The 24,513-nt window shown below is 64.1% G+C and carries 18 protein-coding genes and 2 pseudogenes; 9 read left to right on the top strand and 11 right to left on the bottom strand.

All coding sequences use genetic code 11. The annotated features are described in order from the left end of the window. The first annotated feature begins 2 nt into the window (after window positions 1-2). The 6 genes from BZF57_RS13970 (at window position 3) to BZF57_RS13945 (ending at window position 10,328) form a co-directional block, all read left to right on the top strand. Window positions 3-422, top strand: a complete 420-nt coding sequence (locus tag BZF57_RS13970) for a VOC family protein (RefSeq protein ID WP_086739022.1) — start codon at window positions 3-5, stop codon at window positions 420-422. Window positions 423-527: 105 nt separating this feature from the next. Next, window positions 528-1,517, top strand: a complete 990-nt coding sequence (locus BZF57_RS13965) for a DUF11 domain-containing protein (protein WP_086739020.1) — start codon at window positions 528-530, stop codon at window positions 1,515-1,517. A 59-nt stretch (window positions 1,518-1,576) separates the two neighbouring features. After that, window positions 1,577-2,068 carry a hypothetical protein gene (locus BZF57_RS13960; protein ID WP_240505996.1) on the top strand — a complete coding sequence of 164 codons (492 nt, stop codon included), beginning with the start codon at window positions 1,577-1,579 and terminating at the stop codon, window positions 2,066-2,068. A 71-nt stretch (window positions 2,069-2,139) separates the two neighbouring features. Next, complete coding sequence (locus tag BZF57_RS13955) at window positions 2,140-3,186, top strand: DUF7933 domain-containing protein (RefSeq protein ID WP_086739018.1); 1,047 nt, start codon at window positions 2,140-2,142, stop codon at window positions 3,184-3,186. A 132-nt stretch (window positions 3,187-3,318) separates the two neighbouring features. Beyond that, a complete protein-coding gene (locus BZF57_RS13950) occupies window positions 3,319-8,394 on the top strand; it encodes a hypothetical protein (protein WP_240505995.1) in 5,076 nt (1,691 codons plus the stop codon). 47 nt (window positions 8,395-8,441) lie between these two features. Next, the gene (locus BZF57_RS13945; RefSeq protein WP_086739016.1) at window positions 8,442-10,328 is read left to right on the top strand and encodes a CshA/CshB family fibrillar adhesin-related protein; all 1,887 of its coding nucleotides are present in this window, start codon (window positions 8,442-8,444) and stop codon (window positions 10,326-10,328) included. A gap of 24 nt (window positions 10,329-10,352) precedes the next feature. Here BZF57_RS13945 and yihA read toward each other — a convergent pair whose 3' ends face one another. The 6 genes from yihA to BZF57_RS13915 all read right to left on the bottom strand — a co-directional run bounded on the left by yihA (window position 10,353) and on the right by BZF57_RS13915 (window position 14,872). Beyond that, window positions 10,353-11,033 carry a ribosome biogenesis GTP-binding protein YihA/YsxC gene (gene yihA / locus BZF57_RS13940; RefSeq protein WP_206073275.1) on the bottom strand — a complete coding sequence of 227 codons (681 nt, stop codon included), beginning with the start codon at window positions 11,031-11,033 and terminating at the stop codon, window positions 10,353-10,355. 6 nt (window positions 11,034-11,039) lie between these two features. After that, window positions 11,040-12,818 (bottom strand): membrane protein insertase YidC, encoded by a 1,779-nt coding sequence (gene yidC, locus BZF57_RS13935; protein ID WP_086739014.1) that lies wholly within the window; start codon window positions 12,816-12,818, stop codon window positions 11,040-11,042. 83 nt (window positions 12,819-12,901) lie between these two features. Then, complete coding sequence (gene yidD, locus BZF57_RS13930; RefSeq protein ID WP_086739012.1) at window positions 12,902-13,111, bottom strand: membrane protein insertion efficiency factor YidD; 210 nt, start codon at window positions 13,109-13,111, stop codon at window positions 12,902-12,904. Next, window positions 13,108-13,482, bottom strand: coding sequence for a ribonuclease P protein component (rnpA, locus tag BZF57_RS13925; protein WP_086739172.1), 375 nt, complete (start codon window positions 13,480-13,482; stop codon window positions 13,108-13,110). The genes yidD and rnpA overlap by 4 nt, the downstream gene beginning before the upstream one ends. Window positions 13,483-13,609: 127 nt before the next feature. Then, window positions 13,610-13,744, bottom strand: coding sequence for a 50S ribosomal protein L34 (gene rpmH / locus BZF57_RS13920; RefSeq protein WP_026092078.1), 135 nt, complete (start codon window positions 13,742-13,744; stop codon window positions 13,610-13,612). Between the two features lie 75 nt (window positions 13,745-13,819). After that, window positions 13,820-14,872 (bottom strand): alpha/beta hydrolase, encoded by a 1,053-nt coding sequence (locus tag BZF57_RS13915; protein WP_206073274.1) that lies wholly within the window; start codon window positions 14,870-14,872, stop codon window positions 13,820-13,822. A 170-nt stretch (window positions 14,873-15,042) separates the two neighbouring features. Here BZF57_RS13915 and BZF57_RS13910 point away from each other — a divergent pair. Both BZF57_RS13910 and BZF57_RS13905 read left to right on the top strand, forming a co-directional pair. After that, window positions 15,043-15,957 (top strand): annotated as a pseudogene (locus tag BZF57_RS13910) (YifB family Mg chelatase-like AAA ATPase); the annotation flags it as partial. A gap of 73 nt (window positions 15,958-16,030) precedes the next feature. Next, on the top strand, window positions 16,031-16,507 hold the full coding sequence (locus BZF57_RS13905; protein ID WP_086739010.1) for a hypothetical protein: 477 nt from the start codon (window positions 16,031-16,033) through the stop codon (window positions 16,505-16,507). Window positions 16,508-16,638: 131 nt separating this feature from the next. Here BZF57_RS13905 and BZF57_RS20830 read toward each other — a convergent pair whose 3' ends face one another. The 4 genes from BZF57_RS20830 to BZF57_RS13890 are packed head-to-tail and all read right to left on the bottom strand — an operon-like array spanning window position 16,639 to window position 22,853. Beyond that, window positions 16,639-17,043: a hypothetical protein gene (locus tag BZF57_RS20830; protein ID WP_143738505.1), complete on the bottom strand. Its 405-nt coding sequence runs from the start codon at window positions 17,041-17,043 to the stop codon at window positions 16,639-16,641. A gap of 1 nt (window position 17,044) precedes the next feature. Next, the gene (locus tag BZF57_RS13900; protein WP_086739008.1) at window positions 17,045-20,068 is read right to left on the bottom strand and encodes a type I restriction endonuclease subunit R; all 3,024 of its coding nucleotides are present in this window, start codon (window positions 20,066-20,068) and stop codon (window positions 17,045-17,047) included. After that, window positions 20,065-21,282: a restriction endonuclease subunit S gene (locus tag BZF57_RS13895; RefSeq protein ID WP_086739006.1), complete on the bottom strand. Its 1,218-nt coding sequence runs from the start codon at window positions 21,280-21,282 to the stop codon at window positions 20,065-20,067. The genes BZF57_RS13900 and BZF57_RS13895 overlap by 4 nt, the downstream gene beginning before the upstream one ends. Beyond that, window positions 21,279-22,853 carry a type I restriction-modification system subunit M gene (locus BZF57_RS13890; protein ID WP_086739004.1) on the bottom strand — a complete coding sequence of 525 codons (1,575 nt, stop codon included), beginning with the start codon at window positions 22,851-22,853 and terminating at the stop codon, window positions 21,279-21,281. The genes BZF57_RS13895 and BZF57_RS13890 overlap by 4 nt, the downstream gene beginning before the upstream one ends. 271 nt (window positions 22,854-23,124) lie before the next feature. Between BZF57_RS13890 and BZF57_RS21135 the strand changes: the two genes are divergently transcribed. Continuing rightward, on the top strand, window positions 23,125-23,265 hold the full coding sequence (locus BZF57_RS21135; RefSeq protein WP_156076258.1) for a hypothetical protein: 141 nt from the start codon (window positions 23,125-23,127) through the stop codon (window positions 23,263-23,265). 35 nt (window positions 23,266-23,300) lie between these two features. Here BZF57_RS21135 and BZF57_RS13885 read toward each other — a convergent pair. Continuing rightward, window positions 23,301-24,513, bottom strand: a pseudogene (locus tag BZF57_RS13885) (IS3 family transposase); the annotation flags it as partial.

Here is a 24,513-nt window from a genome sequence, read left to right as displayed (position 1 = left end):
AAATGACCCTGCCCCCCTTCCACCTCGCCTTCCCGGTCGATGACCTCGCCGCCGCGCGCCGGTTCTACGGCGAAGTGATGGGCTGCGCCGAGGGCCGGTCGAGCGAGGAGTGGGTCGATTTCGATTTCCACGGCCACCAGATCGTCGCCCACCTCGCGCCCGGACAGGCGGGCGACCGTGCCAGCAACCATGTCGATGGCCACGGCGTGCCTGTCCCCCACTTCGGGCTGGTACTGACGATGGAAGCGTGGGAGGCGCTGGCCGAGCGGCTTCGCGCGGGCGGCTGCGAGTTCGTGATCGCCCCGACCATCCGCTTCAGGGGCCAGCCCGGCGAACAGGCGACGATGTTCCTGCGCGATCCTTCGGGCAATGCGCTCGAGTTCAAGGCGTTCGCTAACCCGGCTAACCTGTTTGCCGTTTGATGGGATCAAATCGGGATAATCACCAAGCAGGTTCCTATCCAAAGTTAGAAAAGGGCGGGACATGGCTAACGAGTTGCTAACCATTTTTCCGTAGTTGCCCTGAGCATGACAACACATGCTCGCTTTTACGCTTCGTTCGCCACGATCATCGCTCCCGCCATGCTGGCCGGCTATGCCGCGCCCGCGCTTGCCGAAGGCGTGACCGCAGGTACCCTCATCAAGAACACCGCGACCGCGGAATTCGACGAGGCCGGCACGCCGCGCACCGTCAATTCGAACACGGTCACCGTGCGCGTCGACGAACTGCTCGACGTGACCGTGACCTCGCTCGACACCGGTCCGATCTCGGCGCGCCGCGGCGATGCGGTGCTCACCTTCGAACTCACCAACCAGGGCAATGGCCCGGAAGCCTTCCGCCTCACGCCCGATGCCGCCGTCGCCGGCAATGATTTCGACGTCACGATTCGCGCAGTTGCAATCGATAGCAACAACAACGGCACCTACGAGGACGGCGTCGACCAGATCCTCACCACCCCGCTCACCACTCCGGTGCTCGCCGCCGATGCGCGCCTGACCGTGTTCGTCCTCGTCACCGTGCCCGATGGCGCGACTGACGGCCAGACCAGCAATGTCGCGCTCGGCGCGCAGGCCGTGACCGGCACCGGCGCACCCGGCACCACCTTCGCGGGCGCGGGAGTGGACGGCAGCGATGCGGTGGTCGGGACGACCGGCGCGCTCGCCACCGCACGCGGCGCGCTCGTCAGCGCGGTCGCCAGCGTCCAGCTCGTCAAGTCGGTGAGCCTGCGCGATCCCTTCGGCGGCACTAGCGCCGTGCCGGGCGCGACCGCGACCTTCACCATCGAGGCGAATGTCAGCGGCAGCGGCAGCGTCGCCAACCTGGTGGTGACCGACATCATTCCGGCCGGGACGACCTACGTCCCCGGCTCGCTCGCGCTCGATGCGGGCGGGCTGACCGACACGGCCGATGCCGACGCGGGCACCGCCTCCAATACCGACGGCATCAGCGTCACGATCGGCGATGCGCCGGCCGGATCGCGCCGCGCGGTGACCTTCAAGGTGACCATCGACAACTAGACCGACCGCCAAATCCTGACGCCACATCAACAACATAAAGATTCATCGGGGACCAGACCATGAAGCCTTTCGCCAAACTTCTCCTGACCTGCGCCGCCGCCGCGGCGCTGGCCGTTCCAACTCTGCCGCTCGCGGCGAAGGGCGCCCCCAGCGGCATGGCCTTCGATAGCGGCATCAAGGTCGAGAAGACCGTGACCGACGCCAGCGGCAAGCAGAGCGTCGAGCTCGTCGATCCCGAAACGATCGTGCCGGGTGACCGGCTGCTGCTCTATACCGACTACACCAACACCGGGACCGAGGCGGCGACCAACATCGTGCTCAACAACCCGGTTCCCGAAGCTGTCCGTCTCGCGCCCGATGCCGATCCGGCGCTCGACGTGTCGGTCGATGGCGGCAAGAGCTTCGGCAAGCTTGCCGCGCTCACCATCACCAATTCCGACGGGACCACGCGTCCCGCCACCCAGTCCGACGTGACACACGTCCGCTGGGTGCTGGCGAGCATCGCCCCCGGGCAGAAGGGGCGGCTCTCCTATCCAGCCATCATCCGCTGACCGGCGGACGATAACCGCCACGCCCCGCGGGCGGGACCAATCACGCGGGGCTAACACTCGGGACCAGTACCATGAAGACCACCAAGCAATTGCTGGGTGCGGTGAGCGCGTTTGCGCTCGTCGCGATGTCCAGCGCCCCCGCTATGGCCGCAGGGACCACGGCGGGCACGACCATCACCAACAACGTCTCCGTCAGCTTCAACGTTAACGGCGTCGCCCAGAACACCCAGACCGCGTCCAACAGCTTCACCGTCGACCAGCGCGTCAACGTGACTGTGAACGCGATCACCACCCCCGTCAGCGTCTCGCCGAACCAGACCAACCGCGTCCTGGCCTTCGACGTGACGAACCTGTCGAACAGCACCACCGACCTTGCGCTGACCACTGCGCTGCGCAGCGGCACGGCGGCAAACATCAGCAATATCCGCATCTTCCGCGATACCAACGGCAACCGTCAGCTCGATTCGAACGAACTGACCGCCGGTGCGATCACCTACCTCGACGAAGTCGCTGCCGATGCGGTTGTCGCGGTGCTGGTCGTCTCCGACATCAGCATCAACGCGGTGAACGGCGACAACTTCGACGTCGCCCTGACTGCGGCTGCGCACGGTGCTGGCACGGCGGGCACGCTCGGCTCGCGCCTGCTGGCGACCTCGGGCGCGAACACCGCGGGCATCGACACCGTGCTGTTCGACGGCGCGGGCGTCTCGGATGCGGCCAATGACGGCGCGTTCTCGGCCCAGGGCCGTTACACCGTCTCGGGCGCGGTTCTGACCCTCGCCAAGACCAGCCGCGTGGTGAACGATCCCGTCAACGGGGCGACCAACCCCAAGGCGATTCCGGGCGCGACGGTCGAATACTGCATCACCGTGGCGAACGCTGCGGGTGCAGCAACCGCCACCAACGTCAGCCTGATCGACGATCTGCCGGCCGATGTGACCTACAGCTCGGCCTTCGGGATCTTCGTCAACGGCAACGCGACCTGCACCGGCGGCACCGCTGGCGGCACGTTCACGGCCAATGGCGGCGTCAGCGGCCGCGACCGTATCACGGGCGCGCTGAGCGACGTGGCGGCGGGCCAGACCCGTTCGCTCTACTTCCAGGTTTTGATCAAGTAAGATTTGATCGGGACTTAGGTCTTGCGTGTTAGCTCCTCCTTGCGGCGTGCCGCGGCAGCCGTTCTGGTAGCCCTGCTACCTTTCGGCCTGTCGCAGGGAGGAGCCCACGCGCAAACGACGGACGGCGCCTCGGTGCGCACCGTCACGAATATTGCCGAAGCTGCCTGGGAGGCTCACGGTTCGCGCCAGCGGACCGCGAGCAACCCGGTGCGCTTCGATGTGACCCTCGCGCCTGCGACCCCGCCCTCGATCCGCGCCTATCGCCGCGCTTCGGGCTCGGGTTCGGGCGCCGAACTGCTTTACCGTGCGCCGCTGTGCGGCAATGCGACCAGCCAGGTCGATCTCCTGCGCGCCAATGCCACCGCCAGCACCACGCCCGGCGCCCCCGCCACCGGAACGGTCGCGACCGCGCTCGTACAGCCGACCGACAAGCTGCGCGGCGGCGAGCCCCTGTTCTTCGAGATCATCGCCGCCGAGGCGAACCGCGATCCGAATGTGATCGAAAGCATCACCGTCGTCATTACCTCGGCCGAGGGCGACCGCGAGATCGAGACCGTGTTCGAAACCGCGCCGGACAGCGGCGTGTTCGCCGGCGTGATCGATACGCTGCGCATCCCCCCGCCGCTGGCGCAGGGCGACTGCCGCCTCAGTGTCGGCCCGGATTCGCGCATCACCATCGCCGCCATGCGTCCGGGCAGCGAGACAACGCTCGTCTCGGCCGACCTCACCGTGCTCGTCGATCCCTTCGGCGTGGTGTTCGACAGCGAGACCGGCGCGCCGGTGGATGGCGTGCGCGTCACCCTCATCAATGCCGATACCGGCGCGCCCGCTACCGTGTTCGCCTCGGACGGCGTTACCGCCTGGCCATCGAGCGTCGTCACCGGCCAGACCATCACCGATGGCGCAGGGCGCACGGTTCCGATGGGGCCGGGCGAATTCTGGTTCCCGCTGACCTCGCAAGGGCGCTTCCGCCTCGTCGCCGAGCCGCCCGTGCCCTACAGCGCCCCCTCCACCGCCCCGCGCGAGGTGATCGCCCGCGCCTTGCGGCCCGACGGGCGGCCCTATGTGGTGCGCGAGGGTTCCTTCGGCGATGTCTTCGTGCTCGACAATCCGATCCCGTTCGAGGTCGACATTCCGGTCGACAGCCCCGCGGGCGATCTCGTCCTCACCAAAACCGTCTCGCGCACCCGCGCCGAGCCGGGCGATATGGTGTTCTACACTCTCACCATCGGCAACGCCGACCCCGCGCGCGTGCGCCGCGATGTCGCGCTGACCGACATGCCCTCGCCTTGGCTGCGGCTGCGCAAGGGCTCGGTGCGGGTCAACGGTGCGCGCGTGCCCGATGCCGTCACCACCTCGGCTGATGGCCGCGTGATCGGCATCGCGCTGGGCGATCTGGCCGCGGGCACCTCGGTGAAAGTCACCTACGCCATGAGCGTGCGCGCTGATGCGCCTCCGGGCCGCGCGGTCAACACCGCCGTCGCGCGCGACGCGCTGGGCCGCACGGTCCGCGCCAATGCCGTGGTCGATATCGAGCGCGAGGGCATTGCCGACCGCATGACCATCATCGGCCGCGTCACCGCCGGGGCCTGCACCCTCGACGAGGCCGAGCGCCGCGGGATTCCGGGCGTGCGCGTGATGCTCGAAGACGGCAGCTTTGCCGTCACCGATGCCGACGGCCGCTACCACTTCGAAGGCGTCGTCCCCGGCACCCACGTGGTGCAGGTCGCGCCCATGACCCTACCCGAGGGCGGCCGCTTCGTCGATTGCACCCGCAACACCCGCAGCGCCGGCAGCGCGATCTCGCGCTTTGCGATCGGCCAGGGCGGCAGCCTCGTGGTCGCCGATTTCCACGCCGTCCTGCCCGAAGGCACGAAGTTCGCCGCGCCTGCCGCGAAGGATGAACCGAAGGCGGAAACCGCTGAAACCCCGAAGGAAACCGCCAAGGACGCGCCCAAGGATGCGCCCAAGGATGGCGGCCCCGCGATCACCGATTACCTCGCGCTCGGCGATGGCGAGGACGGCTTCATCGCCCCCGCGCTCGATGCCAACCCGCGTGCGCCCGCGATCAAGGTCGCGGTGCGTCACCGCCTCGGCCAGACGGTGAAGCTGATCGTCGACGGCAAGCCTGCCGATCCGCTCAGCTTCGAAGGCACGCAGAACCCCGAGATGGGCACCTGGGCCGTCAGCCAGTGGCGCGGCGTGCCGCTGCTCACCGACAAGACCGTGCTCGAAGCGCAGATCATCAACTCCTTCGGCGAGGTCTCCAAGACCTTCACCCGCGAGGTGTTCTTCACCCGCGCGCCCGCCAAGGTCGAATTCCTGCCCGCGCTCTCCAGCCTCGTCGCCGATGGCCGCACGCGCCCGGTGATCGCGATCCGCGTGCTCGATCGCAACAACCGCCCGCTGCGCGAAGGCATCTCGGGCAGCTTCACCTTGAACGCCCCCTACCAGAGCGCCGAGCAGATCGACCGCCAGCAGCTGAACCAGCTCACCGGCATGGCCCCGATGGCCGCGCGCTGGGTGGTGGACGGCAGCGAGGGGATCGCCAAGATCGAGCTCGCCCCGACCATGGTCAGCGGCTCGCTGCGCCTCGGCTTCACCTTCGACGATGGCGACATCAAGCGCCGTCAGGAACTGGAAGCGTGGATCGAGCCGGGCGATGTCGAATGGACGCTGATCGGCCTCGGCGAAGGCACCGTAGGCGCGCGCTCGGTGGCGAAGAACATGGAGCGCAGCCGCCGCTTCGACAGCGATCTGGGCGATGACGCGCGCGTCGCGCTCTATGCCAAGGGCCGGGTGCTCGGGAAGTATCTCCTCACCCTCGCCTATGACAGCGCCAAGCAGCGCGAGGACGCCCGCGTGCTCGGCGCGATCGACCCGCAGGCCTATTACACCGTGTTCGGCGACGCCTCGGCGCGCCAGTTCGATGCCGCCAGCCGCGAAAAGCTCTACGTCCGCATCGAAACCTCGACCTTCTACGCGCTTTATGGCGACTTCCAGACCGCCTTCAACCAGACACGTCTTGCGAACTACAACCGCACCGCCACCGGCGTGATGGGCGAGGCGCGCTTCGGCGGGGTGAAGGCGCAGGGCTTCGCCGCGCAGATCGCCAGCCGCTTCCAGCGTCAGGAAATCCAGGGTCAGGGCATCTCCGGCCCCTATTCCCTTGCGAGCCGCCGCATCCTCGCCAATTCCGAGCGGGTGACGATCGAGGTGCGCGACCGCTTCCGCCCCGAACAGATCGTCGAAAGCCGCGTGCTGACGCGCTTCACCGATTACGACATCGACCTGCTGGCCGGCACGATCCGCTTCGCCGCCCCCGTCCTCAGCCGCGACGAGAACTTGAACCCGCAGTTCATCGTCATCGAGTTCGAAACCGACGGCGCGGGCGAGGCCGAATGGAACGCGGGCGCGCGCGCCGACTGGACGAGCGAGAACGGCGCGATCCGCATCGGCGCGAGCGCGATCAGCGACGCGGGCCTCGCCGGCCCCGACGGCAAGGCACAGCGCACCGATCTGGGCGCGGTCGATCTGCTCGCCCGCGTCGGCGACAACACCGAAGTGCGCGCCGAATTCGGCATGAGCCGCCGCGAGGGCGCGGAAGCGACCGCATGGCTCGCCGAAGTCCAGCACCAGACCGGCAAGATCGATCTTGTCGCCTATGCCCGCCAGGTCGACGAGGACTACGGCATCGGCCAGCAGAACGCGGTCGAGCGCGGCCGCCGCAAGGTGGGCGTGGACGGGCGCGTGCTCCTCACTGACGAGCTGAGCGTCATCGGCAGCCTGTGGCAGGACGACAGCCTGACCGACGCCGCCCGCCGCCGCGCCGCGCAGGCGCAGCTGGCGCTGACCCGCCAGAGCACCAACCTGCGGCTCGGCATCGTTCATTTCAACGACCGCCTCGCCGATGGCAACACCGCCACCTCGACCGTGCTGGAAGCGGGGGCGACCCAGCGCCTGTTCGACAACAAGCTCGAGCTGTCCGCCGGCACCGCCGTCGCGCTGCAGAAGGCCGAGAGCGCCGATCTGCCCGCCCGCCACCGCCTCGGCGTGCGCTATGCGATCACGCAGGACGTGCGCCTCGTCGGCACCTACGAAATCGCCGACGGCGCGAAGTTCAACGCGCGCCAGCTGCGCGGCGGGATCGAGGTCGCCCCTTGGCAGGGCGGTCAGGTGACGACCACGCTCGGCGAAGAAACCATCGGCGAGAACGGCACCCGCAGCTTCGCCGCCTTCGGCCTGTCGCAGACGCTCCAGCTGTCCCCGTCGCTGACGATCGACGCCACGATCGACGGCAACCGCACGCTCGGTGGGCGTCCCTCGGCGGGCGGCCTCGTCAACCCCGACCAGCCGGCCGCGAGCGGCGGGCAGATCACCGGCGGGCTGCTGTTCGAGGACTTCACCGCCGCCACCTTCGGCGCCGCCTGGCGCAAGGATCGCTGGAGCATCACCGCGCGCGGCGAAGTGCGCGACGGCGAGACCGTGGACCGCAAGGGCGTGCTGCTCGGCGCGATCCGCCAGCTCGGCGAAGGCAGTCTCGTGGGCTCGGGCATCACCTGGACGCTCTCGGAAGCGGCGGGCGGTGCCAAGGCCGAGATCATCGACGCGAGCATCGGCTTTGCCCATCGCCCCGACAACTCGCCGCTCGCCATGCTGGGCCGGCTCGAATTCCGCAGCGACCGGATCACCGGCGCGGTTGCGGGCGAGATCGGCGGCATCGGCGCGGCCGGCGCGGGCCGCACCGGGCTGACGGTGGACGGCAACGCCACCGCGCGCCGCCTCGTCGCCAGCTTCTCTGCCAATTTCTCGCCGCGCGGCCATGTCGACGGGGCCGAGGTGCGCCGCCACGAATTCGCGCTGTTCCTCGGCGCGCGCCACAGCCTCGACCAGTTCGAGGGCACCGAATACAAGGGCACCGCGGTGCTCGTCGGCGGCGACGCCCGCATCGGCATCGGCGAGCGTTTCGAGATCGGCGCGAGCGCCACGGTGCGCAGCAACCTCACCGACAAGGCGAGCACCTTTGCCTATGGCCCGACCATCGGCGTGGTGCCTGTCGAAGGGATGCTCGTCACCGTCGGCTACAACATCGAAGGCTTCCGCGACGGCGATTTCGGCCCCGCGCGTAACACCGACAAGGGCGTGTTCGCGGCGGTGCGGATGAAGTTCGACGCGACGAGCTTCGACTTCCTCGGGCTGGGGCGCTGATGATGGCGGGCGTGCATCAGCGGCCGTTTGCTAACCGGCTATTTACCATGATTTCCTATCCCCGCCCCATGTTCGCCGGGTTTGCACTGCTGCGCCGTCTGATGGCGCTTGCGCTGATGATCGTTGCCGTGATGTGGGGCCCTGCGGCGATGGCGCAGGACTGCGCGCAGGCCGGTTCGCAAGGCACCGCGCCCGCCAGCTGGCAGACCTATTGCTGGCTCAACATGACCAATTACGACGACGCCACCGCGCGCAGCAGTTCGGGGCAGAACCTCAGCTTCACTCTGCCCGACGGCTCCACCCTGACCTTCAACGCCCGGGTGACGGGGACCAACCCCGCCTACAACGATGTCACCGCACCTTCGTGGAGCGGCTCGGCCGTGGGCAACAGCGCCTTCCTCAACATTCCGGGCCGGCCGGTGCTCTATTCGGCGCAGGCGGGTGTCAGCACGATCGCGATCACCAACATCGCGATCACTCCGCCCGCAGGCGGCGGCGTGACGGTCTATTCCTTCGTCGTCGCCGACGCGGAATCGAGCAACAAGAACGAATACATCCGCATGTCCACCAATGGCGGCAGCTGGCAGCTGCTCGATTCGGTGCCACCGATCTCGGGATCGACCATGCCGCCGATTAGCGGGGTCGGATCGGGCACGGTCAACATCACCGGCACCAGCGGCACGGTGGGCGCCTATATCCTCGGCAGCAATAGCCCCACCAGCGTGACCGTGGAGACCCAGTCGGGCGGTCTGCAGGGCGTGATGTTCGCGATCCGCTTTGCGACGATCCGGCTCCAGACCCAGATCCTCGGCACGCGGGTGAACAGCGCCGACCAGCTGAGCTTCCAGATCGCCTCGACCGCCACGGGGAGCACGATCAGCAGCGGGACAACCACGGGCAGCGGCACCGGCCCCTTCACCACCGCGCCGCTCAACATGTCGGCGGGCATCCCGATCACGCTGCGCCTCGCGATGGCATCGGGCTCTGCGAGCGCGATATCGGCCTATGCCGCCAACCTCACCTGCGTGAACACGGCGGGGACAACGCGCGCGGCGCTGCCCAGCAACCTCTCGACCACCAACACCAGCATCGGCCAGCTCGAGTTCGGCGAGTTCCTCGTCTGCACCTTCCAGGCCGGCGCCCAGCCGCGCCTCAGGCTGCGCAAGCTGCTCGGCAGCGGCGGGAGGCGGTTCGACAGCGACCAGTTCACCGTGCGGATCATGAACGGCTCGACCGTGTTCGCCTCCTCGACCACCACCGGCACCGGCGGCACCGTCAATGCGGGCGACACCACGCTGACCCAGGTGGTCAACGGCCAGAGCTACACCCTCGACGAGGTCGCGGCGGGCTCGACCAATCTGGGCAACTATACTTCGGCGCTCGCCTGCACCAACGCCACCAGCGGGTCGACGACCACGCTGCCGAACGCCGTGGGCGGCACGATCACGCTGCGCCCGGGCGATTCGATCACCTGCACGATCACCAACACCCGCCGCCAGATCGCGGTGCTGACCATAGCCAAGGCGAGCACGATCATCTCCGATCCGGTCAACGGCACGAACAACCCCAAGCTGATCCCCGGCGCGATCGTCGAATATGCGATCGTCGTGACCAATGCCGGCACGGGCCCGGTGGATTCGAGCTCGATCGTGATCCTCGACGTGATGCCCGCGCAGATGGCCTTCGCGGTCGGCACGCCCGTGACCTTCACCAACGGCGCGACGGCGAGCGGGCTCAACACCTTCAACGCATCGACTATGGTGACCTATTCGCAGGCAAGCGGCGGGGTCGCCCCCTACACCTACACGCCGACGGGCAGCTTCGACGTGAACGTACGCGGCATCCGCATCGCGCCGACCGGGACGATGAACGCCGCGACCAGCGCGACAGCGCAGCCGAGCTTCACGATCCGGTTCAGGGCGCAGGTGCAGTAGGGGGCGGCGCTGCTGGGGTAGCCTCTACCCCATCCACCCCTCACCCAGTGCGTCGGCGACGACGGCGGCGCGCAAGCGCTCGATGCCCATGCCCTTTTCGCTGCTGGTGAGGTGGATTTCGGGGTGCGCGGCGACGTGCTTCTTGGCCTCGGCGGCGGTCTTTTCGGCCACCGCGGCCAGCTCGCTCGCCTTGATCTTGTCGGTCTTGGTGAGGACGATGCGGTATCCGACCGCGGCCTGATCCAGCATCGTCATCATCGTCCGGTCGACCTCCTTCAGGCCGTGGCGGCTGTCGACCAGCACCAGCGTTCTGCTGAGGACCTGACGCCCGCGCAGGTAGGAATTGACCAGCGCCTTCCACTTCTCGACCACCTTCACCGGCGCCTTGGCAAAGCCGTAGCCGGGCATGTCGACGAGGCGGAACAGGGGCAGCGCGCCCTCGTCCTCGGGCCGGCCGACGTCGAAGAAATTGAGTTCCTGCGTCCGCCCCGGCGTCACCGAGGCGCGCGCGATCGCCTTGCGCCCGGTCAGCGCGTTGAGCAGCGAGGACTTGCCCACGTTCGACCGGCCGCAGAAGGCGATCTCGGGCACTTGCGGCTCGGGCAGGAATTGCAGCTGCGGCGCGGAGCGCAGGAAATCGACCGGCCCCGAAAAGAGCTTCGATGCCGCTTCCTCGCGCAGCGCCTGGTCTTCGAGGTCGGTCACGCGCGGCTACCCCTTCGCCGCTTTCTGCTTCTCCGCCGCTGCATTCGCCGCCTTCAATTGCGGGTGCTTCGAATAGAGATAGCTCTGCTGCGCCACGGTGAGCAGGTTCGAGGTCACCCAGTAAAGCAGCAGGCCCGCCGCGAAGGGTGCCATCACGAACATCAGGATCCACGGCATGATCGCGAACATCTGCTGCTGCACCGGGTCCATCGCCGAGGGGTTGAGGCGGAAGGTCAGCCACATGGTGATGCCGAGCAGCACCGCGAGCGGCCCGATCGCGAGGAAACCCGCGGGCACGGTGAAGTCGAGCAGGCCGAACAGGTTGAGGATATGCGCCGGATCGGGCGCGGACAGATCGTGGATCCACAGGATGAACGGCTTGTGGCGCATCTCGATCGCCAGCACGAGCACCTTGTAGAGCGCGAAGAACACCGGAATCTGGATCAGCATCGGCAGGCAGCCCGAGAGGGGGTTCACCTTCTCGTCCTTGTAGAGCTTCATGATCTCCTGCTGCTGGCGCTGCTTGTCGTCCTTGAAGCGCTCCTGGATCTCCTTCATCTTCGGCTGCACGGCCTTCATCGCCGCCATCGAGGCAAAGCCCTTCTGCGCGACGGGGAACATCAGCCCACGGATGATCACGGTGAGCAGGATGATCGCGAAACCGAAATTGCCGACGAGGCTGTTCAAGTGCCGCAGCAGCCACAGGATCGGCTTCTCGAAGAACCAGAACCAGCCCCAGCTGATGGCAGCCCCGAACTGGGCGATGCCGCCGTCCTCGTAACGATCGAGCAGAACGCTTTCCTTGGCACCCGCGAAGAGCCGGGTCGTCTGGGTGGCGGTCTGGCCCGCCCCGACCGTTACCGGCTGATACAGCACGTCGGCGCGGTAAAGCTTACCGGAGAGCGAGCGGAACTCGACCCCCGCGTTCTTGCTGCCCGGCACCAGAGCGGAGAACCAGTACTGGTCGGTGAACCCGACCCAGTCGGTGTTGCCCTTGACCGAATAGGTCCCGTCGGTGGTCAGGTCATGGCACGAACTGAACAGGCTCCACCCGCAAGCGTAGCTGACATCATAGGCGGCAACCGCGTCGCTCGAATAGATCGGCCCGGAGTGGACAACGCTGGGAGCCGCGTTCTCGACCACACTCGTGCGCTTGATCAGCGCAAAGGGCTGGACCACCGTCGGCGCGGCCCCTGCATTGGTCACGCTCTGGGTCGCGGTGATCATGTAGTCCGCGTCGATCGCGAACTTGACGCGGTACGTGAGGCCGTTGGCGTCGGTGCGCGAAAGGGTGACGGGTGTGGAGGGGGTCAGCTTGGCGCCATCGGCCTGCCACAGGGCGTTCGAGGGCTGGCGCTGGCCGCCGGCAACAAAGCCGAACTCGGCGAAATTCTGGTGCGGCGTTCCTTCGGGCGTAAACAGGTGAACCGGGCCCGAATCCTTCTTCACGGTCTCGCGGTAGTCCTTCAGCTCGATATCGTCGATGCGCGCGCCGACGAGGTTGATCGAGCCGGTCACGCGCGGCGTATCGATGACGACGCGGTTTCCGCCGCCGAGGGCCGTCTTGAGATCGACCGGACGCACCGCAGCATCGCCGCCGAGGTTGCCTGCACCCGGTGCTGCCGCCGGGGCCGCCGCAGAGGTAGCGCCGTCAGCCGGCTTGCCCTTGGCGGGCGTCTGCGTGGTGATCGCCGCCTCGGGGTAGAAGTACCGGAGGCCCGCTTCCCAGCCGAGAATGAGCACGACCGAAAGCACGAAGGCGAGCAGAAGATTGCGATTGTCCAAGTGTAAGCCCCGCGAGAATGCGACAGTGGGTGTATTATGGGGTTAAGGCGGTCCCGTTTCCAGCCCTTCCCGGATTTTGGCCCTCAGGGGACGGGATCGTGACCGTGCCCGCCCCAGGGGTGGCAGCGCATTAGCCGCTTGAACGCCATCCATCCACCCTTAAGCGCGCCATGCTTCTCGAGAGCCTCGATCGCGTACTGGCTGCACGAGGGATAGTAGCGGCACGAGGGCGGCAGGGTGCGTGACGGGCCAAGCTGCCAGCCACGCGCGACGAGGATGAGGATCCGCTTCATTTCCGCGGCCCTCTCCTCGGACGCCGCCCGCCCGCCGGATCGCCGCGCCCCTCTCGCGCGCGCTCGAGCGCCTTGGCGAGTTCCTCGGCCATGAGGTGAAAATCGCGCTCGATCCCGCCTGCGCGGCCGATCAGGACGTGATCATGGTCGGGCAGGCCTGCCGTGGGCAGCGCCGCGCGCAGCAGCTCGCGAAAGCGGCGCTTCATGCGGTTGCGGACCACCGCATTGCCGATCTTCTTGGTGACGGTGATCCCGAAGCGGATGCCCTGCCCTTCGTTCGGACGGGTCAGCAGCACGAATCCGGCGCGCGCATTGCGGGTGCCGGAGTTCGCGGCGAGGAAATCGGCGCGCTTGGTCAGAACCGAAAGCATGGGGTGCTCCATACGCAAAACGGGCTCCCGAGGGGAGCCCGCAAGCGCGAATGCGCGCCCGCAGCGACGCGACCTTCAGGTCGCGTGAGCGAGGAAATCACACCCGCGCAGGCGGGTGCGCAAAGAATCAGGCGCAGAGCTTCTTGCGGCCGCGGGCGCGGCGGGCGCGGAGCACCTTCTGGCCGCCCGGGGTGGCCTTGCGGGCGAAGAAACCGTGACGACGGGCGCGCACGAGATTGCTGGGCTGGAAGGTACGCTTCATATCATCCTCGAAAATGCTGACCGGCACGAACAGCCGGGGCCCGTCAAACAACGAGCCGAAAACAGACGCGGGCCGTTATGGGAAAGCGGCACGTGAGTCAAGCACGACACCGTCGGCCCAGCCGCTGCCGACCTCGGCATAGGCAAGGCGCGGCGCCGGAGCGGCCTCGGGCGCGAATGTCGGCAGCGCAAGACGCGGCAGGCGCCACGGCTTGCCGAGCGCGCCAGCCAGCGCCGTGCCCGAGCGGGCGAGCGCCAGCCTCAGGGCGGCGCGCATGTCGGTGTCGATCGCGCGCGAGGCGGGCTCGATCCAGCGCGTCATCTCGGCACCTTCCAACCACAGCGCGCCGGCGTGGGGCACCGAATTGGTCATCGCGTAGAAATCGCGCGCCTGATCGGCGGTCATGCCCATTTCGGTGTAGTAATCGAGATAGAGGCGGTTTTCCGGCGCATCGGGGGCGAAGTCAGCCGGTTCGCGGCCGCGCTCGTCGCGCCAGGAATGCACCGCGAACAGCGCGCCCGGATCGACCGAGCGGCGGGTGCCCGCAAGGAACAGCTCGACCGCGCCCGAGCGGGCCGAACCGCCTGCCGGAACATGGGTCGCCAGCCCCGCGGCACGGATCGCCCGGCCAAGGCGCAGGTTGGCGAGATCATGCGTGGTCCCCGGCGCATCGACGAATTCGATGACCTCGAGCCCCGGGAACTGCGCGAGCATCGCGGCGAAGGCCTGCGGCGATCCGGCATCGGTAGCGGCGACGAGCGCGGCGTGCTTGTCGTCGATCACGCGGAAGGGGCCGAAAGCGGCAATCCCTGCCGATTGCGCCGCGATCCGCGCCGGCTGGCTGATGAAGCGCACCGGCTGCGGCTCGGAGACTGTCTCGGTGACGGTGAATGCGCCTGCGCGGGCCACGCTGGTTGCGGTGGTGGTGGTGGTGTAGGCGGCCGGTGCGATGCTCTCCGCGGCATCCTCGACCCGCACCCATTGCCCGCTCGCCGGGTCCCATTCCTCGACCCAGCTGACGGTCGAAACCACCCGCGATCCCGACGCCGCCTGCACCTGCGCCAGCGCCGCCGCGTGCGGCAGCAGCAGCGCGAAAGCGGCAAGTAGGAGGGCAAGGGCGCGGTTCATGGTGCCCGTTCTCACCCCCGCGCCCTTCCGAATTCGCCAAGATTTATGCTTTAAAAAAGCCTTAGCGATCGTGCGGACACGGGTTGCAAGGCACGGTTCACCATGCGGCGCTCGACAAGCCCTTCGGAAAGCTGCACAATTGCCGCGGGATCAGGACGGGGGGCCTGCCTATGGTCGCGCTGGTGAGGACGGTTGCCTACCTCGGGCTGGAGGCCCGCGCGGTGGAGGTGCAGTGCCATGTCGGCCCGGGCCTGCCGCGCTTCAACCTCGTCGGCCTGCCCGACAAGGCGGTGAGCGAGAGCCGCGAGCGGGTGCAGGCCGCGCTCGCCGCAATGGGCCTCGCGTTGCCGCCCAAGCGCATCACCGTCAACCTTTCGCCCGCCGACCTGCCCAAGGACGGCTCTCATTATGACCTGCCGATCGCGCTCGCGCTGCTCGCGGCGATGGGCGTGACCGACGCCGAACAGCTGGGCGACTGGATCGCGGTGGGCGAACTCGCGCTGGACGGCCGCGTGGTCGCCAGCCCCGGCGTGCTGATCGCCGCGCTCCATGCGAGCGAGGTCGGAAGCGGCCTCATCTGCCCCGAAGCGCAAGGCCCCGAGGCACGCTGGGCAAGCGGCGTCCCGGTCCTCGCCCCGCGCGATCTGACGAGCCTCCTGGGGCACCTCAAGGGCAGCCTCGTGCTCCCCGAACCCCCGCGCGGCGAGGTGGCGGATGGCACCGGCGGCAACGATCTCAGGCAGGTGAAGGGGCAGGAAACCGCCAAGCGCGCGCTCGAGATCGCGGCGGCGGGCGGCCATAATCTGCTGATGGTCGGCCCACCGGGATCGGGCAAGAGCCTGCTCGCCTCGTGCCTGCCCGGCATCCTCCCGCCGCTCACCCCGGTCGAGGCGCTCGAGGTGTCGATGGTGCAATCGGTCGCCGGAGCCTTGGACGCAGGCCGCATCAGCCGCGCCCGACCTTTTCGCGCCCCGCACCACTCGGCGAGCATGGCAGCGCTCACCGGCGGCGGGCTGAAGGTGCGCCCGGGCGAGGTGAGCCTCGCGCATCTGGGCGTGCTGTTCCTCGACGAGTTGCCCGAGTTCCACGGTATGGTGGAGTTATTGCACCAAAATATCCTACTGAATGATAACAGATTTTAGGCTAGTAAGCGAGTCCATGACGATCTTGGACCCCTTACCGGAACTACCCATAACCGGGCGCCCGAATGTCATTTCGGGCCTTTTGACCAAACGCGCCGAGATCGCCGGTCTCGTGGAGGGCCTACAGGATCGATTGCGGGAAGCTCTGATCAATCTGGATCATATCGACCAGACAATCTTGCTGTTCGACCCCGAGGCTGACTTAGCAGAGGTCAAGGCAAAGCCACTGCCTCCCCGTCACATTGCCTTCAAAGGTCAGGTCACACGGTCCATTCTTCAGATGCTCCGTGCTACTGGAGAGTCTTTGGACAGCAAGGCGATTACTCTACGCCTTATGGCTGAGCGCGAACTCAACACGGCTGATGCCAAGCTTCTCAAGACGATCCAGAAGAGAGTGGGAGCTGCACTGAGAAACATGCGTGACCGTGGCTTGGTTACCTCTGACGACGGTAAATCAGGCCTGCTGCAATGGAGATTAGCTCAGCGCCCTTGAGCTGTAAGCCTACCTTCACCTCGATGGCGGGGGAGGTGGCGGCGAGGGAGGTGGAGCAGGTGGAGGTGGCGGTGGATCTCTTCTCGGCGGCGTAATGGCACGTTCTTCATATCCGCCAGGACCATTTCTGTTCATGTAATGCTCCATAGATTGATTGCAGCAAAGGCAGCAATACCCAGCATGCTTATAGGAAATGACCAGAGGGAAACGAAATTCAGGGCATCTAGAAGTGGCGTTGCGTCGCTGGCGTTATCGTCGTGAAGACTGCTAATTCGACGATTGGCAGCACGATGGGCCTCCTGAAAGCTCCACGTTAGGGCAAAAAGGCCTATGAGAGTCGATGCCCAAGCAGAATAGAGCAGCCAGATTTGTTCAATTTCAGATGGCTTCCTGATATCGGCTAGAAACGCTATGGAGGCAGAGAAAAGAACAGTATGCCCAAGGGCTGTAAAGGCATCCCTTTGGCTCTCATTTGCCATCTGCGCGGCCTTAATTTCCGCGCTCTCTTTCATTTTTTGTTCGGGCGTTCTGGTCATATCAGATTAGCCCATAATACCGCTCGAAGAACTCAGTCAGCTTTTCCATCACCGACCGCTTCCGAGATGCATGCTCCCCTCCCCTCGCGAACCGCGACACCGGAGGCATGATCTTGGTGATACCGACGCCCGAAGTGGGAATCGCACCATCCCGGAAGGCATTGTCGATGAAGCCGCGGGTCTCATCGGCATTCAGCCCTTCAGCGGTGATGATGCCTTCAAGCTCGCTTTCCTTCCGATCGGCCAAGAACGAGCGCCACTGTGCATCGACCTTTGATTTGGAAGAGACGGACGCGACGAACTGCTCAATAAGGTCCTTCTTGTTCCGCAGCGACGGACTCGAATTGATGGCCCGATCGATGGTGGCAAGGATATCCTTGTCCTCCCCGGAGCCCTTCGCCGTCACATAGCGCTCCACGAGCATCAGGATGTAATCGACGTTGATCTCGACCTGTTTGACCAACTCGATTTCGAATACGATGTCGTCGTTGATCGCCTCACGATCAGCCTCTGACGCCCGGCGGAACTCGGCGTAGAAGTTCAGATACAGGCTAAGGTAATCCTGGAACTCGCGCTGGGTCAGAATTTCATTGCCGGCGAAGTCGTCGAAGGCCGTCAGGATGTTCTTAAGCCTCAAGATAGCGCCAAACAGCTTGATGAAGGCCTTTTGGGCGGTTTCTCCGATGATCGGCTGATCGAGTGGGAAATCTGCCCTCAGCTTGGCGACAAGCGCCTCATACTCGTCATAATACTCGGCGTAGGGCTTCAGCAATACGATGCCCTTCGCGTCCTTGTTGCCGAACAGGGCTAGCGCATCGTTGGTCTCTTCCTCGAGGTCACGGAAGGACACGATATTGCCGTAGGTTTTGACCGAGTTGAGGATCCGGTTGGTGCGGGAATAGGCCTGGATCAGGCCGTGTGCCCGCAGGTTCTTGTCCACCCACAACGTGTTCAGCGTCGTGGCGTCGAAGCCGGTAAGGAACATGTTGACCACGATGACCAGATCCAGCTCACGGGCTTTGAGACGGAGCGACAGGTCCTTGTAGTAGTTCTGGAACTTGTCCGCCGACGTGTCGAAGCTGGTGCTGAACAGGGTGTTGTAGTCCTTGATCGCACCCTCGAGGAAATCGCGCGAGCTTTGATCAAGGCCTGTCGTCTCGAACTCCTCCTCGCCCAGCAGGCCGTCCTCATCGTCCTCGTTGGCGGCGAAGCTGTAGATCAGGCCAACCTTGAGCTGCTGTGCGGTCGGGAGCGACTGCTGCTGGCGCTTGAACTCGGCGTAGTAGCGCTTTGCAGCGTCGATCGAGGCTGTGGCAAAGATCGAGTTGAAGCCAGCAAGCCTCTTGCCATCATGACGGTAGGAGGCGGATCGACGGGTCTTCTGGTCGAAGTGCTCGCGGATGTATTCGACAACGCCAGAAATCCGCTCTGGTGCAAGCAGGGCCCGCTCAGTGTCGATCGCCGGGACCTTCTTGTCCTTGATGGTTGAGCCGGTTTTGATGGTGTTGATGTAGTCGATGCGGAACGGCAGCACGTTCTTGTCCGCGATGGCGTCCACAATCGTGTAGGTGTGGAGCCGGTCGCCGAACGCCTGCTGCGTCGTGCGCCGGTTCGGGTTGCCTGAGCTGCCGGAATTCTCGGCGAAGATCGGCGTCCCTGTGAACCCGAACAGGTGATAGCGCTTGAACGACTTGGTGATCTCGGCGTGCATATCGCCGAACTGGCTGCGGTGGCATTCGTCGAAGATGACGACCACATGGGCATCGTAGATCGGGTGCTTTTTGTTGGCGGCAACGAAGCGGGACAGCTTCTGGATCGTGGTGATGATGATCCGGGCTGTGGGGTCTGACAGCTGCTTCTGTAGGACCGATGTGGACGTGTTCGAGTTTGCGGCGCCCTTCTCGAAGCGCTCGTATTCGCGCATCGTCTGGTAATCGAGATCCTTGCGGTCGACGACAAACAGCACCTTGTCGACACCGGCAAAATCGCGGGCGAGCAGCGCGGTCTTGAAGCTGGTGAGCGTCTTGCCGCTGCCGGTCGTGTGCCAGATGTATCCGCCGGCACTGACGGTGCCCAGCTGGTTGTAGTTCGTCGAGGTGCTGATCCGCTGTATGATCTGCTCGGCCGCGACGATCTGGTAGGGCCGCATCACCAGCAACTTTCGGCTGACGTCGAATACGCAGTAGCGGGTCAGGATGTTCAGCAGCGTGTGTTTGGCGAAGAACGTCTTCGTGAAACCGACCAGGTCTGTGATCGGCCGATTCTTGGCATCCGCCCACCAACTGGTGAAGGCGAAGCTGTTGGAGGTGGTCTGCTTCGACCGCTTGCTGCGCTGCTCGGCGAGGTGCCCATCGCGAACGGTGTTGCTGTAGTATTTGGTCAGCGTCCCGTTGCTGATGACGAACAGCTGCACGTATTCAAACAGGCCCGAACCCGCCCAGAAGCTGTCCCGCTGGTAGCGGTTGATCTGGTTGAAGGCCTCGCGGATGTCGACGCCGCGACGTTTGAGCTCGATGTGAACCATGGGCAAGCCGTTGACGAGGATGGTCACGTCATAGCGGTTGGCCCGGGCGCCCTGGATCTCATACTGGTTGATGACCTGCAGGCTGTTGTTGTGGATGTTCGTCTTGTCGATCAGGTAGATGTTCTTGATGCTACCATCATCACGCTTGAGCAGCTGGACGTGGTCTTCCTGAATGCGCGCGGTTTTCTCGATGATGCCGTCATTGGCGCTGGCAATGCAGGTGGAAAAGAAGCGCTGCCACTCGGCATCGGAGAACTTAAGCTTGTTGAGACGTTCGAGCTGGGTGCGCAGGTTCGCAACCAGTTCGGCCTCCGTCGTGAAGCTAAGAAACTCGTAAGCCTGGCTCTGCAGCTGGGCGATCAACGCCTTTTCGAGGGCATCCTCCGACTGATACTCGGCATCGCGCACGCTAGGGGGATCGGGCACAAACTCACTGACGACCGTGCTCTCGCTCGACTGGGCGATGGGGTGATAACGGAAAGGATGCTGTCCCTCGGTCATGCGGCTTCCTTGAAGGTCAGCAATTGGTCGCGGTAGTAGGCATACTGTCGACGACGTGCAGCTATCTCGGCAGGCAGGCCGGTGGACAAGCTGCTGGTGAGTTCGTCGAACCGATCGAGGATTGCAACGATGCGCTCCTGCTCCTCCATGGGTGGGACCGGGATCTTGATCTTCGCCATGCTATCACCTGAAATACGGCGCACCTTCGTGCCGGTCACGTGAGGCCTTTTTTGCGACTGGAAATGCTCGGTCTGAAAGAAATACGAGACATACTTCGGATTGAGGGTGTGTCGGAAAATGTAGGCATCGGTGCTGACAGCCACAGGCTCGTCACCCAGCCAGGCCACTGCCTTTGCAACGGCCCCGTCATCCTCGCTGGTTGTTGCGATCACCAAATCCCCTTTATGGGCCTTACGCAAGCGTGCGGCGAGATCGGGCCGGATGAATGATTTCGTGCTCTTAGCCCACGTGCCGTAGTGCGTGTGGATCTGGCCGTAATGAATACAGCCAGCGCCAGCATCGACGAAATCTGACTTCTGGATGCCTGAGCCGCGAATGAAATTGCCAACTTCACCCAAATTCAGTATTCTCGTCGCTCGAATATTCGCGTCTTCTGGGAAGCTCAGGAGGGTGTCACGATAGTGCTGATACTGCCGACGCCGCGCCTCCAGCTCCGCCTCCAGCTCCGCCTCCAGCTTGGTGAAGCGGTCGAGGATTGCAACAATTTCTTGTTGAACTTCAAGGGGAGGCACCGGGATGCGATACCTAAGAATAGCATCTTTGCTCCCTCGCGGCATCTTTGCGCCTTTGGCGTGCTGCATATTGTAAGCGAAAAAGTCATCTGAAGCGATTAGGCGATAGAGGAACTCCGGAAGCAGTTCTGATCGCCGCTCCTTCCGAATACGAATTGCAAGGACGTCACCGCTGCATCCACCTTCACGATCTGCGAGCCATATCTTCTTCAGATATGGCCTAATATTTCCTAGAAGGATGTCCCCGGCTGCAAACGCCGTCAGTCGCGCCGTATTGGCTGAGTAACTGGCATCATTTTTTCCCGCCATGTTGGGGCGCAGATTATCGACACCTACGAAATTGGTTTCATCTAAATCTGCGGCATCGATGCGAGTGTCAGAATAGCAAGCAAGCTTGCAGAGATCTTCAAATGCAACGCCTTCAGGGCAGTGCTTTGTGATCAAATGATCGATCCGGCTCATGCCGACTCCCCTTCGAGTTCTGCCACGATGGCATCGATCTGAGTCCGCAAGTCCGACTGGCGGGCGACGATCTCAGCGATTTCGGCATTGAGCGCCGTGATATCGACGGCCTGCCTGGTGTCTTCCTGCTCCACCCAGGACGAGACTGAGATGTTGTAGCCGTTCTCGCCGATAGCATCGTTGTCGACCAGCTTGGCGAAGTGATCGACGTCCTTTCGGGCCACGTAGGCATCAAGGATGGTCTTGATGTTCTTCGGCAGCAGCTTGTTCTTGTTACCAATCCGCGAGCACTCCGCCGTTGCATCGATAAACAGCGTGGAATTGTCCGCTTTGGACTTCTTCAACACGATGATGCAGGTGCCGATCGTGGTGCCGAAGAACAGGTCTGGCGGAAGCTGGATCACGGCATCGACGTAGTTGTTGTCGATCAGATATTGCCGGATCTTCTGCTCGGCGCCGCCACGATAGAGCACGCCGGGGAACTCGACGATGGCAGCCGTCCCGTTCACCGCCAGCCAGTGCAGGATATGAAGGGTGAAGGCGAGATCAGCCTTGCTCTTGGGCGCCAGCACGCCGGCCGGCGCAAAACGAGGGTCATTGATGAGCAGCGGGTTGGCGTCACCATCCCACTTGATCGAGTAGGGCGGGTTGGAGACGATCGCCTCGAAAGGCTCATCGTCCCAGTGAGCGGGATCGGTCAGCGTATCGCCGAGCGCGATATCGAACTTCTCGTAGTTCACGTCGTGCAAGAACATGTTGATACGGCACAAGTTGTAAGTCGTCAGGTTGACTTCCTGGCCGAAGAACCCCTGCCGCACCTTGTCGTGCCCGAGCACCTTCGCAAAGCTCAACAGCAGCGAGCCCGAGCCGCAGGCAGGGTCATAGACCTTGTTGACCTCGGTCTTGCCGGCAACCGTGATGCGGGCCAGCAACTCGGACACCTCTTGCGGGGTGTAATACTCTCCGCCCGACTTGCCCGCGCTCGAGGCATACATCTGCATCAGGTATTCGTAGGCATCGCCGAACAGGTCGATACCGCTGTCGTTGAAGTTGTCGCTGACCAGAGGTAGATCGCCGATCGCCTCGAGCAGCTTGACCAGGTTCTCGTTGCGCTTGGCAACGGTTGCCCCAAGCTTGTTGCTGTTGACGTCGAGGTCATCGAATAGACCCTTGATGTCGTTCTCGCTCTCGGTGCCGGTTGCCGAGCCTTCGATCGCGGCGAACACCTTGGCGAGCGTTTCGTTCAGGTCGGGATCCTTCCGGGCGGCTTTACGGACATTGCCGAACAGCTGCGACGGCAGGATGTAGAAGCCCTTTTCCCTGACAGTCTCCTCACGCCCGAACTCAGCATCCTCATCACTAAGCTTGGCATAGTCAAAATCCGGATTTCCGGCCAGCTGCTCCTGCTCATTCAGATATCGAACGAGATTTTCCGAAATAAAGCGGTAAAACAGGGTTCCGAGCACATAGGATTTGAAATCCCAGCCATCGACGCTGCCCCGAAGCTCATTGGCGATACGCCAAATCGTGCGATGCAGTTCTGCACGGTCAAGAGACCCATTGTTACCCATTGTGATGTATTCCCTCTTATATTGTGCCTATTCTAGGATAGAATTGATTCACAGCCAAATTCCTTACCCTAGGTCGGTGCTTGTCTGATCGCCACGAAGCCGCTCACCATATTGCAGGGTCAAGCCAAGGGTAACAGCGTTGGCGTTCCATTTTCATGATCCTGCCTAAGGCTTTAGGCGCTTCTAGACGGTTGCTAGGTGATTGCAAAATTAGTGGATTTCAACTTCCACCCTTATTGCATGTTCACCGACTGTTCCATATATTCGCGCCATGACGGACCCCGATCTTATCACCATCCTCCACCTCAGCGACTTCCACTATGCCACCCGCAAGGCGCGAGAGCAGGAAATTGTCGTTGATGCCTTGCTAGAGTGTCCGTCGTCAGAACATTTGGCACAGGTCGCGGCGTAAATTAGCGGAGTGCGGGCCTCGTCTGTTGTTGGGTTTTAGGCGGCGAGCTTACGGTGTTGCAAGCGCCGATGTTCAATGGTCTGTCGCTTGATCCTTTCGCGTTGTTTGATGATGGCTGGTGCCCTGCCGAAGTAGGCGTCTGCGGGCGTCACGTTGTTTAGGCTCTCGTGGTATCGGCGGTGGTTGTAGTGCTCGACGAAGGTCTCGATCTGGGCCTCAAGGTCGCCGGGCAGGAAGTAGTTCTCGAGCAGGATGCGGTTTTTAAGGGTCTGGTGCCAGCGCTCGATCTTGCCCTGGGTCTGGGGGTGCATCGGGGCGCCGCGCACGTGGCTCATCTTGTTGGCCTCGATGTATTCAGCCAGTTCGCCCGCGATGTAGCTGGGACCATTGTCGCTGAGCAGCCGGGGCTTGTGCAACACCGTGGCGCTGTCGCATCCGGATGCGACCAACGCTACATCCAGCGTGTCGGTCACATCCTCGGCCCGCATGTTGGTGCACAACTTCCAGGCGATGATGTAGCGCGAGAAGTCGTCGAGCACGGTGGAGAGATACATCCAGCCCCACCCGATGATCTTGAAGTAGGTAAAATCGGTCTGCCACATCTCGTTCGGCCGGGTCGTCTTGGTATGGAACGCATCAGCCGCTTTCACCACGACGTATGCCGGGCTGGTGATCAGATCGTGGGCCTTGAGCAGGCGGTAAACCGTAGCTTCGGACACAAAGTATTGGCGCTCATCGGTAAATCGCACCGCCAGTTCGCGCGGTGACAGCTCGGACTGCTCCAGCGCCATTTCGACGATCTGGTCCTGCACCTCGGGCGCGATCCGGTTCCACACCCGGCCTGGAGCCGATGGCCGATCCGCCAACGCCTCCGGGCCGCCTGCGAGGTAGCGGTCATACCAGCGGTAGAACGTCCGCCGGGCGATGCCGAGTTGGTCCAGCGTTCGCTTGGCAGGCAGGTGGGACTGCTCGACGATCCTGATGATCTCGAGCTTCTCGGATGCGGGATACCTCATTCTTCGTCGCCCCCATCCGCGATCATGCTTTTTTTGAGCAAACGGTTTTCCAGCGTCAGGTCGGCCACGCATTCCTTCAGGGCGCGGGCTTCGCGGCGCAGATCCTGCACCTCGCCAGTGGTCGCGGCACGGGCGGTATCACCGGCCAACCGGCGCTTACCTGCTTCCATAAACTCCTTCGACCAAGTGTAATACAGGCTCTGGGCGATGCCTTCCTTGCGGCACAGCTCTG

The sequence above is a fragment of the Erythrobacter colymbi genome, from assembly GCF_002155685.1.
Taxonomy (GTDB): Bacteria; Pseudomonadota; Alphaproteobacteria; order Sphingomonadales; family Sphingomonadaceae; genus Erythrobacter; species Erythrobacter colymbi.
Note: the sequence above shows the minus strand (reverse complement) of the source record. Positions and strands in the feature narration are given on the sequence as shown.